We start from the raw sequence: 13,362 nt of genomic DNA, 5'->3' as shown, positions 1-13,362 counted from the left end.
AAGATCGAACGCACCATCGCCTGGCTGCACAACTTCCGCAGACTCGTCGTCCGCTACGAATACTACAGCAACGTCTACCAAGCCTTTATCCTCTTAGCCTGCATCACTATCTGTCTACGTAGGTTTTGAAACCGGCTCTAGCCAGCCTTCTCGTCGTAACAGCACACAAAGACATCCATATCCGTAACCAACTCGGCTGGCGGCCAGGTCGCGCAGCCGGATCCTGAGGGCCGCCCGCTCGTCGCGTACGCTCTGATAACGGTGACTCGAACGTGGCGACCGCAACACTTCGCAGGCCCGCCGTTCGCTCACCCGATAGCTGAGTTGCAGCCTCTGCACCCAGCGGCGACGCCGAGCGGGCTTCACACGTTTTTTGACAACACGTCCTGCAGCATCTTCTTATCCAGGCTCAGGTCTGCCACCAACTGCTTGAGCTTGCGGTTCTCCTCCTCCAGTTGCTTCAACCGACGAAGGTCGGCAACACCCAGGCCACCAAACTTCTTCTTCCAGCGGTAGAACGTCTGCTCGCTGATCCCCAGCTTGCGGATGATCTCCGCCACAGCCCTGCCACCGTCATGCTGACGCAACGCAAACGCAATCTGCTCTTCTGTAAAATGCTTCTTGCCCATCGATCCTGGACCTCCTGCTTGAAATGCCAGATTCCAAAAAATCTAACATCCCGCGAGGATCAGGAAACGGGGTGAAGGTCAGTTCAGAAGAACCCGCTTGTCGTTAATGCTCGTTCCGTCTGAACGCGATTGCCTTATTCGCTGGCCGCGCCACTGTCTGCCGCGTCGTTGGCCTTGCCCTCGTCGGCCTTTTGCTTTTCGAGCAGCTTTTCGACTTCGGCGATCGGGAACGACACGTCGTACCAGCCGATCATCATTTCGTCCCAAGTCTGCGGACCCCACGCAATCGTCTTCGTAGGATCGGGATTGAAGGGATTTTCGGACGAATTATCGTAAGAAGCCGTGCATAAGAGTTGCGTTCCCTTGGGGATCATCTTGGGCTCGGACAGGATGAAGCTGTTCTGCCAATTGAAATCGTAGCGAGGCACGTCCAGCAGCACCTCGTGCTTGCCGTCAGGATAGGTCACTTCGTAACGGAACGATTTGCCGCGAATGTGCATATGCGGGAATAACGACATAACCAAGGTGTCGCGAGTGAACGTCTTGTCGGCCTCGACCGTGTAGTTCGGCTCGCCGGCCGGAATCTGCAATTGATGGTACGACACGTTGGTCGTCGACATTTGGTGGGTCACGTCCTTCTTGTCCATGAACATCAAGCCGACAGCGCTGCGGTCCATTTGTTCCGAACCACAAGGCGTGTAGTGCATCTGAAAGACCAACTTCGAACCGGCCGGGATTTTTCGTGCCACCCCGTCTGGCGCAACCACGGGCCGTGTGCCCGGGGCGAATCCGGCCAGGAAGCCGAACCCGGAGATGTCGTTATCCGCTAGCGGTCTGCCGCGCCGGCGCCCCGCGGCGCGCGCTCCCTCGCCCCGTTGAACGCCGCCGTCCTCGTCGCGAGACACGTTGGCGTTGGCGTGCCCCTCGGTCGCAGTTTCTCCTCCCCTGCCAGCGGCACGCCCTCCTAAACCGGCCGGGCGGGCACTAGGAGGCTGCACAAAAACAATGATATGGTGAACCACCTGCCGATTGCCGGGCATGCACTCGACCATTTTCACCCATTTGTCTTCTGTGAATTTCGGGTCGACGACGTAATGCCGATATGCCTCGACGCCCTCGGCCTTGATACTGACCGCTTCATCGGTCATGTAAACGATCTGGTCGGGCTCGCGGGGCATCAACCATCCCTCGGCGAATTGCTTTGGCTCCGGGAGATCGGCCGGGTTGCCTTCGGGGCAACCATTTTCGACCCAGGCAAAGATTTGGGCCTTCTCTTCATCGCTAAGGCGTGCGTCGTTCGCAAAGACGCCGTGCGCGGGGTTGGCGTGCCAGGGAGGCATCCGTTGCTCGCGGACCGTCTCGGCGATCATTTCGCCCCATCCTGCAACCTCGTCATAGCTGGTCATTGCAAATGGCGCGATCTGACCCTCGCGATGACATTCTTGGCAGCGATTCTGAAAGATGCGTGCGATCTGTTGCGAGTAGGTGACGTCCGATTTCCCTTGAGGTTGCCGCACGCGGCCGATCAGGCAGCCTTTTACATCGGTCGTGGCAACGCTGATCGGCTTGCCGGCCAGTAGCTCGTTGAGCGCCTCGGCCAAATCATTGCGATCGGACTTGGGTTGCGCGTAACCGACCCCTGCGCCGAAGCTGTATTGCCCATCGATACGACCGTGATATCGCACGATTCCCTGCGGATCCAGGACAAACACTTCGGGCGTGCGCGTAGCGCCGAACTTATCGGCCACCGCGTTGCCGACGTCCTTCAGCAGCGGGAACGTCACGCCATGTACCCGGGCATAGGCATCGAGTTCGGTGATCGAGTCCTGCCGGTTGGCATCAATGCCCAGGAAAGCGACCCCTCGCGGTGCGAAGTCCGTCGCTAGTTGCTGCAATCGTGGACCGTAAAGCCTGGCGAGCGGACATTCCGTGCCCAGGAAGACGACGACCACCGCCTGCTTGTCCTTCAATTCAGCCAGCGAATGTTCCTGGCCGCGAAAGTCTTGCAGCGTGAAGTTCGCGATCGTGGTCCCGACGAGCGATTTCGATGGCGCGGACGCGCCGGCGCTTGACGTTGCCTCGGCCGAGGCCGTTTGGACCGTGAACATGATCGACGCAATCAGTCCGAGCGTCGCGCAACAAGCTCGCATGGTCTTCCTCACCATTTCCAGAAATAGAAAATATTGATGAAACAGCCGCCAAGGCAGCCGGATCACTCCCGGCGCCCGGTGGCCGCGCTGAACAGCTTGAGAATCATTTCCAGCTCTTTCACGCTCACCGCGCCATCGCGGTTGAGGTCCACCATGTCGAAGCGCTCGGCGATTCGGCCGGGCACTTCGTCCTTGGTGAGCTTGCCGTCTTTATTGGCATCGAGCGACGCGAAAACCTTCTCCGGCGTGATCTGATCCAGCGATCGCCCGCCCGACGGTCGCTCGGGCATCTCTCCCTTGGGAAACACTTCGACGTAGAAGCCGATCATCATCTCTTCGAAGGTCTGGTCTCCCCAGGTCACGATCTTCGCCGGGTCGGGATTCGAAAGATTTTCCGTCGAGTTATCCCAATGCGCTGTGCAAACGAGCTTGGTCCCCTGGGGGAGCAGCTTGGGCTTGGTCAGCTCGTACGTTGTCTGCCAGTTGAAGTCGTACCGCGGCACATCGAGCAGGATTTCCTGCTCGCCCGAGGGATACGTCACTTCATACCGGAAGGCCTTCCCGCGCGTGTGCATATGCGGGGTCATGTTGGACACGAGCGTGTCGTGCTCGAACGTAGCCTCGGCGGACACTTGATAATCGTTCTCGCCCGGCGGAATGGCGAAGAACATATTGGCCACCGAGGTGCTCCGCGCTTGAAACTTCACCTTCTCAGGATCGACGAACTTGAAGCCGACACAGCTGCGATCCTTGGCCGGAGCGCCGTTGGGAGTGTAGTGCACTTGGAAGACCAGCTTTGAGCCAGCTTTGACATGCATCGCCGTCGAGCCGTCGGTGGCCAGCATGGGATTCATTCCCGGTGCGTAACCGGCAATCAAATTGCCGCCGCCGATGCCACCACCACCGCCGCCGCGTCCGCCGCGCCCTCCGCCGAACCCACGTCCGCCGCGATTGCGACCTTTTTCGCCGGCGTCCTTTGTTTCATCGCGCGGGCCGTCGCCACGATTGCCGCCGCGACCAAACGGTCCACCGCCACTGCCGGGCGGCTGTACAAATACCAGGATGTGATGCACTGTTTCGTAGCTGCTCGGCCGGGCCTCGGCCGCCATGATCCACTTGTCCTCTTTCCAGCCCGGATCGACTGAGAAGTGGTAGTACTCGATCACCCCTTCGGCCGGAACGTCGACCGGTTCGTCCCGCATGTAAACGATCTCATCGGGATCGCCGATGACCCAGCCACTGGCGAACTCACGCGGCTTGGGCAGGTCGGCTGGATCTCCCTCGGGGCAGCCGCTGTCGACCCAGGTAGCGATCAGCTTTTTTTCGTCGTCGCTCAGACTCATGTCGTTCGAGAACGTGCCGTGCTTCTTGTCCGCGTGCCACGGCGGCATCCGGTTCAAATCGACCACTTCGCGGATCATTTCGCCCCAGCCAGCGACTTCGTCGTAGCTGGTCATCGTGAAGGGACCGATCTGGCCCGGCCGGTGACATTCGACGCAATGTTCCTGAAAGACGCGAGCGATTTCCTTGCTGTAGGTAACCTTGGCATCAGTAGCCGGCTGACGAACGCGACCGATTTTGCAGCCCACCACGTCGGTCGAAGGCACGCTGACTTCGCGGCCGGCAACGACTTCGGCGATAGCTTCAGACAGATCGTTGCGCTGCGCCTCGGGGCGCTGATAGCCGACGCCGTCGGTGAAGCCGTACTGATCGTCGACCCGGCCTAGGTAGCGAACCATACGATTCTTGTCCAATACAAATACTTCCGGAGTGCGCTCAGCGCCGAACTGATCGGCGACCTTGTTTCCGGTGTCCTTGAGCAGCGGAAACTCGATGTTATGTCGCTTTGCGTAAGCGGCCATCTCCTCGAGTGAGTCCTGCCGGTTCGAGTCGATTCCTAAGAAGGCGACTTTGCTCCCCTTGAACTTCTCGGCCAATTCGGCCAGCCGCGGTCCGTACAGCTTGGCCAGCGGGCACTCGGCGCCAAGGAACGCCACGACCACCACGTCGGCGTCTTTCACGTCGTCGAGAGAATATTCCTTGCCGAAATGACTCTTCAGCGAGAAGGCATCGATCTTCGTGCCGAGTCGAGTGGCCCCGTCGGCACGGGCCGACATGCCGACGCAGACGGCTGCGGCGCACAGCAGCAGGGCGACTTTTGAACGCAGCATTGCGGGTTCCTTTTACGAAAGTGAGAGGACAATGGCTCGTTTGTGGGAGCTGGAAGTTGTGTGCATAGGTTGCGGCGCGGCCTAAGGCGTACCAGGCTTTACTAGAGTGACATCACCATCAGCAGGAAAATACCTGTCGAGGCTGGGCTGCGCCTCGGAACGGAATCGGTCAGCCTGTTCGGTCGTGAGGACGGCGGACATGTCTTCGATGACCTGCTGCAGCTCGGTTCGCATTTCATGCACAGTGCGAGAACGAATCTGGTCGAGTTCCGGCTGATGGGCGCGGACGACTTCCGCGATACCAGCCTGCTGCTCCTCACTGAGGTTCAGGTCGTATCGCATGCGCTTGGCAACGCGTCCCAGCAGATCATTCCAATTCATCAACGGTTTCGACTTTATGTAAGCGCGCATGCCTGCCGCGCCGCAAACGAGGCCGGCCAGAAAGATTACCGTGATCAGCGCGCCGACCTTCCACGTTGTCGAACGAGCAGGCCGGTCCGCGGGGAGCTTGGCTTCAAGCGTTGCGCTGCCAGCCGCAGGATTGTCTTGGTCAGCGCAAGCCATCATGGTTCCAGAACTTTCAGTAATGCCTCGGGCCCTGTGCTGTTGCTGGCCGCTTCGGACAGGGCCGACAAGCTGTCATTGTCCGCGTAGGCCGGCCACGTGATCAGGATCGCCAATGCCGCGAGCAGGCATGCGCAAGCCGAAACGAGCGATAGGCGTGGATCGACCGAGCGCGCCCGGGGATGCGCAAGCCGCTGGATCACTCGACCACCGACATCGATCGCGGGAACCGCTTCGGCATCGGCTCGCTGGCCTAGCTGTCGCAACAGATCAAGTTCGTTCATGGACGGCCTCCTCGCTCGACAGACAAGCATCGCGCAAGTTGTCGATTCCCAATTCGTTGAGCAACGCGCGCAGCTTGCGACGTGCCCGAAATGCCTGCACCTTCGTCATCGTTTTGGACCAACCGGCAAGTTGCGCCGCCTGCTCGACACTGAGACCTTCGACATGTATTAGCAGCATCACCAGGCGGTCTCGGGGTGGCAAGCGATCGAGCAAGTTGTGAATGAATTGGCCGGCCGCTGTGGGATCCAGCTCCTCGACTTCTTGCTGAGCCACGTGCCTCCACCAGCTATCGTCCCGGCCGACTTCCTCGCGACGACGGTTCTTTTTCCAGTAGCGATAACCAACCCGAGTGGCGATTCGAGCCAGCCATGCCCCAAACTCCCCATCCCCCCGGTATCCGCGTAGCCCATAATAGGCATCGACGAACACCTCTTGTACCAATTCTTCGATCACAGCGGGCTGCCGGGCGAACGACCGCATCCGCCGCGCGACCTGGGATTGATACTTACGCACGATCCGCGCGTACGCCTCCCCGTCTCCCGCGGCACTGTGCGCCAGATCGCTTTGCTCGGTATCGGCACTCAACCGTCAACTCGCTGGGTCGCCGCCACGACTTCGCTGCGGCCCCCCGGCGGCGAGTCCAGGAGCCGCTATAGGTAACTGAGGACGCCCGAACGGTTTGGTTACACCTGCCGACGAGAATTTTTCGGAAATCTGTGAATCCAGCCACCCTCGAGATCACCGCAGGCGAAAACATTGTATTTCACGCGCGGCGCACGATATTATCGCTGAGGGGTAAGTCGACTGCCAGTTTCGCCGGGTATTAACTTCATTGCCTGGTAGAGCATCTCGCGGTATCGACTCCGGTTCAGGAATCCGCAAGTGACCAAAGCAACACTGTCTACGAGCGACGCGGTCGCCGAAACCCTGGCCAGATACGCCGAGCGTGGCGTGTTTCAATCGTTCAGCCGTCAGTCTGCTGCCCGCGGGAAGACTGCGTTCCAAATTGTCTGGCATCGCGGCCGTGCTTTCGAGCTTGTCTTTGATAATAAACGTGGCACATTGCGCCTGACCGAACTATTGCCCCAGGTTTCGGCGCCGATGCACAAGGATTTGAAAGCATTCATCGAGGCCCGGCAATCTGATGACTTACCCGAACATCGCCGTATCGATCGCGCGCGGGTCGAGGTTCGCAGCAGCCATCGGGCCGGGAGTGTATCGCTTTCGATGACGGCCATAAGCGGCGACTGCCAATATGCCGTGACCAAGCTTGTGCATCTGGTAAATGAGATTTACCTGATCTTCTTAGCCGAAGGAGAGCACTTCGACTATCTTGTCGAGACGTTCGATCTGGACCCTGATCGTATGTGAAGTTCAGATATTCATGATTGCAGATCCAACGCATACCTGACGTAACACCGACTGAGGACATCCGCTGATGTGGCAACGAATCATTCCGGGCACGATGCTCTCCACGGTCGCGATTGCTTTGGGAGTATTCGTGGCAACTTCCGCGCACTCGGATGATAAAACACCAGCCGTCGACGGCCGGCTAACAATCGAGGCCGCGAAAAAGCTGAAATCGCCGGTGGCGTTCAGCAAACCCTCGATCGCGCGCGGAAAGGTCCTTTACACTCGCGATTGCACGGAATGCCACGGCGCGGACGGAAAGTCGCTCGTGGACGTCGTGGCCAATGCCACGGATTTGACTGAGCCCAAGTACTGGAAGAGTGGCACGTCGGAAGGAGAAGTGTTTCGCAGTATTCGCGATGGCGCCGGCGAGGCGATGCCGCCGTTTTCCAAGAAAGTGGAAAAAGAGGAAGACCTTTGGCACATGACAAACTACCTGCGCAGTCTGTGGCCTGAAGACGCGCGCCCGAAGCTGCAAGAATAGCTAGCTCTCAAGCCCGAAAATCGCATCTCACCCCCGCGCCCTCGGAATTTCATCATGAAAACCCAGAAGACGAACGACAGCACGAACCAGACCGTGGATTCCTCCCGCCGGTCGTTTTTACTTTCTTCAGCGGCCGGCGCCGGCGCGCTGGTGGCTGGCATGGTTACGGAGAGCAAGGCCGGCGTTCCCGCGGCGAGCATCCCGTCGATTTCGATCCCCAAGGAAGTTTTGGAATCGGTCAGCGAGGCGCCGAAGCCCCCTACGTTCGAAGGGCAGGGCATGACCGGTGCCGAGGTGTTCGCGAAGCTCTGTAAAGACGAAGAGCTGGCTGCGCTGTTCTGCTGCCCTGGCAATTACACCGTGATCAACGCCATCGCGGCGGCCGGCGTGCCAGCCTTCGGTGGGCGTTGCGAAGGAGCGATGGCCGCGGCTGCCGATGGTTTTTCTCGCGCCACGGGCGAGGTCACGGCTTGCTCGGGCACCGAAGGGCCGGGCCTGACCAACATGATCATGAACATCGCCTCGGCCGCAGCAGCGCGGACGCCGCTGTTGGTGCTGGCCAGCAATATGCAAATGGCCGGCGACGATCGCGAAACGTTTATTCAAACCGGCTATCAGCAACCGCTGACCACCGGCATGAAGAAATACGGCAAGCGTTTGATCGCCCCCGACCGTGTGTGGGAATACGGCGCTTACGCCTTCAGAAATCTAAAGTCGGGCGTTCCCAGCCCGGTGCATCTGGACTTCCCTGGCGAGGTCGCCCGCGCTCGCTTCACTGATCCGTCCAAACTGAAGGACTATTACAGCAAAGACAAGTATCGGACCGAGTCTCGGCCCAGCCCCGCGGCCAAGGATGTCGAAAAAGCTCTCGACATGATCACCCGCGCCGAGCGGCCCCTGTTGATTGCCGGCCAAGGCGTGTTTCAAAACAAGGCTTGGGAGCCACTGCTGAAGGCGGCCGAGAAAAACGAACTCGCTGTGGTAACGTCCGGACCGACACGCGGCCATTTTCCGGATGATCATCGTCTATCCGCCGCGCTATCACCGGACGCGGTAATGAGTGCGGACCTGGTGATCTTCGTCGGGCAGTACTGCATGCCCAGCCCGGGCGAGTATCGTTGCAATCCTGACGTGAAGACGATTCGCGTTCATCCGGTGCAAGAGGACCTGGGGCGAAACTGGCCGTTAGACCTGGGGATCGTCAGCAGCGAAAAGCCGTTTCTCGAAGCGCTCGCGGATTTGCTGCCGGCCCGCAAGCGCGAATCGTGGGTGAACGAGCTGGCCTCGGCACGGCAAAAATACGACAAGATGCTGAACGACCAGTACGAGCTGGGAGTGAAGTACAGCCGCGATACGAATTACCTGCATCCTGCGGCGCTGTGCAAGGAAGTTCACGATTTCTTCTATAAGGGTGATATCGATCCCAAGCAAACGGTGCTGGGGGGCGGCGGTTGGACGATCGGCGTACATGCCGGCCGCTGGCAACGCGCTTACCGTCCGGGACAGGGAATCGTCTGTCCTTATCAATACGGAGCCATCGGCCCGGACCTGGCCATGATGATCGGCGCCAGCGCCGCGGTGCAACACGGCGTCGGGCCGCAAGCACCGTATAAAGGTGCGCCGACGGTGTGCGTCAGCAGCGATGCCGGCATCGCCTACAGCTTGTTCGAGCTCGATACCGCGGCCAAGTATAAGCTGCCCGTGATCGGCGTGATCTATAACAACGATTGCTGGGGTATGTGGCCCAGTGCTGTTTCATCGGCACGCTCGATGCATCTCTACCTTTTCCAGCAGCATTTGCGGTACGACAAGATGGCCGAAGGGCTGGGCGCGCGCGGCGAATACGTGCGGACGCCCGAGGAGCTGCGCGAAGCGTTGCATCGCAGCTATGCCTCGGCAACGAAGGAGAACTTGTCCACGTTGATCAACTGCCAAGGGATGAAGGAATTCACTTCGGCGAAGAACTATCCGCCGGGGGTTTCGCTGAATCCCGAACCAGGCTGCGGCGCTGTGGCGCATTAAACCATGCCATCGCTTTGCAAATCGTCGGCGGCTAGCGTCAGACCGCGCCGACAGGCCACGGGAACGGTCTTGTTCCTGCTGGCGGCATTGGTCGCAGGCGTGATAACCGGCGTTTCGTGCAGCGCAAAACCTGCGGAAACCGGCCAGCGCGCGGATCCACAGTTCGATACGACGATTGCGCACCCCGCCTATCCGGATACACATCCGATCGTTCTCTTTGACGAAGCCCACAACAACTTCCATACCACGTTCGGCCGATACCGGGTATTCGCTGACTTGATGAGGTATGACGGCTATCGCATCGTGCCGAACGAGCAGCCTTTCACGGCCGACACCTTGCAAAACGCTGCTGTGCTGGTGATTGCCAATGCCGTAAACGCGAGCGATATGCGAGATTCCGCCTTTACCGAGGCTGAATGTCAGGCGGTCCAGGACTTCGTCGATCAGGGCGGATCGCTGCTGCTAATCACAGACCATCAGCCCTTTGGTACGGCCGCCGCGACGCTGGCCGGCCGATTCGGCGTAGACATGAGCGAGGGCGTCGCCAGTGATACGGCCAACGAAACGAAAGATGGTCTGCTGTTTGGTCGCGACAAGGGTCTGGTGGCCGATCATCCTGTCACACTAGGCCGCGACGAATCCGAAAAGGTCAACCGCGTCTTGACCTTCACCGGCCAGTCATTAATAGGACCACCGGACAGCATCGCATTTGTGAAGTTCGCTGACACCGCGGTCGATACCCTCGGGCCGGGGCAAGAACGCTCGGCCCGTGGCCGCGCGCAAGGGATCGCATTCCAACATGGCAAGGGACGCGTCGTCGTGCTGGGTGAAGCTGCAGAGCTATCAGCACAAATCTATGGTAGCGAACCGGTAGGCAGGATGGGCATGAACGTGCCGGGGTGCGACAACCGCCAAATGGCCCTCAACATCATGCACTGGCTCTCTGGCCTGTTGAACTAGCAGCGGTACACGCTGCCCCCCGTTCTCGTCGAGTTTCAAGCTGACTTGAACAAAGGGAGTGGCGCAAAGACGCCGCCTAAAACCTCGGCCGCCCGAACGTCGAGCCATTCTTCCAGGATTGTCGCATAGACCTGGCGGAAATCGACAGTCGTACGAACGTCTCCGTCGACCAGGTCAGCCAGGTTGGGCGTGCTCCCGATTACTCCGCCAGCCAGGCAGTTTCCCGCCAGGAAAACGGGACCAGCCGCGCCGTGATCGGTGCCCGCCGAGTCGTTCTCTGCCACGCGGCGGCCGAATTCGCTGAAGGCGAGCACCAGCACACGATCCGCGAGACCGCTCTCGGAGAGATCATTGAGAAAACCCTTAAGCGCGCCTGATAGCGTTCGCAGCAACTGCGAATGTTCGTTCGCCTGCACGGCATGCGTGTCATAACCACTCTGCGATGTGTAAAAAACGCGCGTCGGGCTGCCGGATTTGAGCAACGCCGAGACGATTCGCAACTGCTCGGCCAGGCGCGAATCGCCGTAACCGGTTGCTCCCGACTTCGGCGCTTGAGTCACGGCCGTCAGCCGCTGGGCCGTCGTAAATGCGTCGTCACTCGCGCGGGCGACCAGTCGCGCGAGTTCACCGGCGTCGGCGGTCTCGGCCATGGCACTGCGCAGAATGTCGGGGGGCACCGACAGCGACAGGTCATTGAGCGAAGAGATCGCCGCCGTCACGCTGCGACGTCCCCACAGCGCGACAGGCACTGCGCCGGTGCCGGCGTACACCGCGTCCGGGCTGCTTTCAGCCGTGGCCCGTTTGTCGAGCGTGCGTCCTAGCCAGCCATATTGTCCGTGCTCCGCGTCTTCCAGGCGCGACGATTGCCAGATGGCCATGCTGCGGAAGTGCGAGCGGTTGGGATTGGGGTAGCCAACCCCCTGCACGATTGCCAGACTTTTGTCCTCAAAGAGCGCAGCGACGGGCTTCAGCGAGGCATGCAGTGCCACGTCGTCGGTGATCTTGATCCGTCGATCATCCTTGAGCGCCAGCTTGGGCCGCAAGCGCGCGTAATTCTCGTCTCGGAAAGGGATCACCGTGTTCAAACCGTCGTTACCGCCGTCGAGCTGAATGACGACCAAGACGCGCCCCTCGCGGTCACGCTCTGCGGCATGAACGGTCCGGCTAAGAAATGCCGGCACACAAGGGGCTAGCGACAATAAAGCCGAGTGCTTCAGTAACTCGCGTCGCGTCAACATGGCGATGGCTCCGGTGAGGCTCTTTCTATGTAATCAACCCAAATACGCTTCGGGACGCGAAAGCAGGAACAGCACGGCCGTGGCCAAGGGGGAGCGTCGTGGATCAGCATTCCGTGCGGCCTCGCGCGCGACCAGATCGATCGTTTCTGACGGCAAGCCGCCAAACAACAATTCACCAAGCCAGCGCGTCGCGCCAGACAAATCCGCTGTGCTGGCGTGCCGTTCGACGAGCGCCGCGAAATCGGGAGGCGTATTGTCATGCATCAGTCGCCCCTCGACGAGTGCTGATGCGAAACCGGTGCGAGCCACGACGGCGGAGGTGTTCAGCCAAGATCGGCCTTCGTTCCAGCCACCCACGTTCGGCGGATAAAACAGATCTTGCCCGATCCGGGTAGCGGCCTCGGCCAAAAGTAGCGTGCTGGGAGGTTGCGCGAGACATTCCAGAGCTCGCACGGCGCCAACGACATATTCCGGCGGGGCGACGAAACGTTGCCCCACCGCGTTCTCGGCGAAGAACTGCTCAGAGCGCAGCACTGTTTCCACGGCCCAGCCAATGTCCAGGTCATGTTCACGCAGGCCCTCGCCCAGCGCGTCGACGGCCCCTGGCTCGACACTCGCCTCGCCCAATAGCATTCGGCAAATGCGCGCCGCAATGCGATGAGCGGTGGCCGGCTGCGCGAGCACAATCGCGAGGAGGTCGTCTCCGGAAAACCTTGCTGTATGACCGAGTATCGTCTTGTCGCCCGCATCGTGAATCTTCTCGTCATTGCGAAACGCACGTCCCACGACGCGCCAGCCCGTCAGCGCGCGAGCCGCCTGCTGCACGTCGTCCTCGGTGTAGTGGCCGATGCCGAGTGTGAACAGTTCGAGCAATTCGCGCCCGAGATTCTCATTGGCATGGCCGGCGCGATTCTTGTCGGCGTCAAGCCAGACGAGCATGGCCGGCCCTTTGACGACGGCCGGCAGCAATTCTTTGAACGATTTGCTGGCGCTGGCCCGCAGTGTCACATTCTGGTCGCGCATCATCTCGACGCTGTCGACTTTGGCGTTGCTGGTTGCGAAATGATTGTGCCACAGCAGGGTCAAACGCTCGGCCAGCGGATTGGCCGAAAAGATCATGCGATAGAGCCACCACGCCTTCAGCCGCTGCGGATTGCTCGACGACACGGCCGCGTCGGACAAGGCCTGCGACACCGTCTCGAAATCGTCGGGCAGCGCCGTCGAATAAGCATTCCCATGCAAGAAGCGGTCGATCGAAGCTTGCGGGCCATCGGAAAGGTCGCGTGTCAATTCCTGCCACGTGCCGGCAAAACCGGCGCGGCGATGCAGATGAACGACGCGGCGCAGATTCCACGGCGCCTGTTCCGACGGTTCGTAGCGCGGCCAGTAAGCCGACGCGATAGTCTCGGATGACTCTTTCGGCATAGCGTGTACCTTTCACACTCCGGT

12 protein-coding genes and 1 pseudogene are annotated in these 13,362 nt (G+C 60.1%); 5 read left to right on the top strand and 8 right to left on the bottom strand.

Annotated features, from left to right (window positions below; genetic code table 11):
• A partial coding sequence (locus VGN12_04810; GenBank protein ID HEY4308754.1) for an IS5/IS1182 family transposase occupies positions 1 to 129 on the top strand: 129 nt, incomplete at its 5' end.
• Positions 130 to 141: 12 nt separating this feature from the next.
• Here VGN12_04810 and VGN12_04805 read toward each other — a convergent pair.
• The 6 genes and pseudogenes from VGN12_04805 to VGN12_04780 all read right to left on the bottom strand — a co-directional run bounded on the left by VGN12_04805 (position 142) and on the right by VGN12_04780 (position 6,384).
• Positions 142 to 629: pseudogene (locus tag VGN12_04805) on the bottom strand (transposase).
• A gap of 134 nt (positions 630 to 763) precedes the next feature.
• Positions 764 to 2,779, bottom strand: a complete 2,016-nt coding sequence (locus tag VGN12_04800; GenBank protein HEY4308753.1) for a redoxin domain-containing protein — start codon at positions 2,777 to 2,779, stop codon at positions 764 to 766.
• Positions 2,780 to 2,841: 62 nt separating this feature from the next.
• The gene (locus VGN12_04795) at positions 2,842 to 4,950 is read right to left on the bottom strand and encodes a redoxin domain-containing protein (GenBank protein HEY4308752.1); all 2,109 of its coding nucleotides are present in this window, start codon (positions 4,948 to 4,950) and stop codon (positions 2,842 to 2,844) included.
• An 81-nt stretch (positions 4,951 to 5,031) separates the two neighbouring features.
• Complete coding sequence (locus VGN12_04790; protein ID HEY4308751.1) at positions 5,032 to 5,517, bottom strand: hypothetical protein; 486 nt, start codon at positions 5,515 to 5,517, stop codon at positions 5,032 to 5,034.
• Entirely contained in the window at positions 5,514 to 5,798 is a 285-nt protein-coding gene (locus VGN12_04785) for a hypothetical protein (GenBank protein HEY4308750.1), read from the bottom strand. The genes VGN12_04790 and VGN12_04785 overlap by 4 nt, the downstream gene beginning before the upstream one ends.
• Positions 5,785 to 6,384, bottom strand: a complete 600-nt coding sequence (locus VGN12_04780) for an RNA polymerase sigma factor (GenBank protein ID HEY4308749.1) — start codon at positions 6,382 to 6,384, stop codon at positions 5,785 to 5,787. The genes VGN12_04785 and VGN12_04780 overlap by 14 nt, the downstream gene beginning before the upstream one ends.
• 297 nt (positions 6,385 to 6,681) lie before the next feature.
• Between VGN12_04780 and VGN12_04775 the strand changes: the two genes are divergently transcribed.
• The 4 genes from VGN12_04775 (at position 6,682) to VGN12_04760 (ending at position 10,675) form a co-directional block, all read left to right on the top strand.
• Positions 6,682 to 7,170, top strand: a complete 489-nt coding sequence (locus VGN12_04775) for a hypothetical protein (protein HEY4308748.1) — start codon at positions 6,682 to 6,684, stop codon at positions 7,168 to 7,170.
• A gap of 67 nt (positions 7,171 to 7,237) precedes the next feature.
• Complete coding sequence (locus VGN12_04770) at positions 7,238 to 7,693, top strand: cytochrome c (GenBank protein ID HEY4308747.1); 456 nt, start codon at positions 7,238 to 7,240, stop codon at positions 7,691 to 7,693.
• 54 nt (positions 7,694 to 7,747) lie between these two features.
• On the top strand, positions 7,748 to 9,715 hold the full coding sequence (locus VGN12_04765; protein ID HEY4308746.1) for a thiamine pyrophosphate-binding protein: 1,968 nt from the start codon (positions 7,748 to 7,750) through the stop codon (positions 9,713 to 9,715).
• Between the two features lie 3 nt (positions 9,716 to 9,718).
• Entirely contained in the window at positions 9,719 to 10,675 is a 957-nt protein-coding gene (locus VGN12_04760) for a DUF4350 domain-containing protein (GenBank protein HEY4308745.1), read from the top strand.
• A 35-nt stretch (positions 10,676 to 10,710) separates the two neighbouring features.
• On the opposite strand, the gene VGN12_04755 is transcribed toward VGN12_04760, so the two are convergent.
• Positions 10,711 to 11,913: a DUF1501 domain-containing protein gene (locus VGN12_04755; protein ID HEY4308744.1), complete on the bottom strand. Its 1,203-nt coding sequence runs from the start codon at positions 11,911 to 11,913 to the stop codon at positions 10,711 to 10,713.
• A gap of 33 nt (positions 11,914 to 11,946) precedes the next feature.
• Positions 11,947 to 13,338 (bottom strand): DUF1800 domain-containing protein, encoded by a 1,392-nt coding sequence (locus tag VGN12_04750; protein HEY4308743.1) that lies wholly within the window; start codon positions 13,336 to 13,338, stop codon positions 11,947 to 11,949.
• Positions 13,339 to 13,362: the final 24 nt, after the last annotated feature.

It is taken from the genome of Pirellulales bacterium, assembly GCA_036499395.1.
Classification (GTDB): Bacteria; Planctomycetota; Planctomycetia; order Pirellulales; family JACPPG01; genus JACPPG01.
This window is presented reverse-complemented; position numbering and strand designations above follow the sequence as displayed.

Bases quoted from the DNA above. Each gene is read 5' to 3' on its own strand.
- VGN12_04800 (HEY4308753.1), bottom strand. From the start codon at position 2,779: ATGCGAGCTTGTTGCGCGACGCTCGGACTGATTGCGTCGATCATGTTC.
- VGN12_04795 (HEY4308752.1), bottom strand. From the start codon at position 4,950: ATGCTGCGTTCAAAAGTCGCCCTGCTGCTGTGCGCCGCAGCCGTCTGC.
- VGN12_04790 (HEY4308751.1), bottom strand. From the start codon at position 5,517: ATGATGGCTTGCGCTGACCAAGACAATCCTGCGGCTGGCAGCGCAACG.
- VGN12_04785 (HEY4308750.1), bottom strand. From the start codon at position 5,798: ATGAACGAACTTGATCTGTTGCGACAGCTAGGCCAGCGAGCCGATGCC.
- VGN12_04770 (HEY4308747.1), top strand. From the start codon at position 7,238: ATGTGGCAACGAATCATTCCGGGCACGATGCTCTCCACGGTCGCGATT.
- VGN12_04765 (HEY4308746.1), top strand. From the start codon at position 7,748: ATGAAAACCCAGAAGACGAACGACAGCACGAACCAGACCGTGGATTCC.
- VGN12_04760 (HEY4308745.1), top strand. From the start codon at position 9,719: ATGCCATCGCTTTGCAAATCGTCGGCGGCTAGCGTCAGACCGCGCCGA.
- VGN12_04755 (HEY4308744.1), bottom strand. From the start codon at position 11,913: ATGTTGACGCGACGCGAGTTACTGAAGCACTCGGCTTTATTGTCGCTA.
- VGN12_04750 (HEY4308743.1), bottom strand. From the start codon at position 13,338: ATGCCGAAAGAGTCATCCGAGACTATCGCGTCGGCTTACTGGCCGCGC.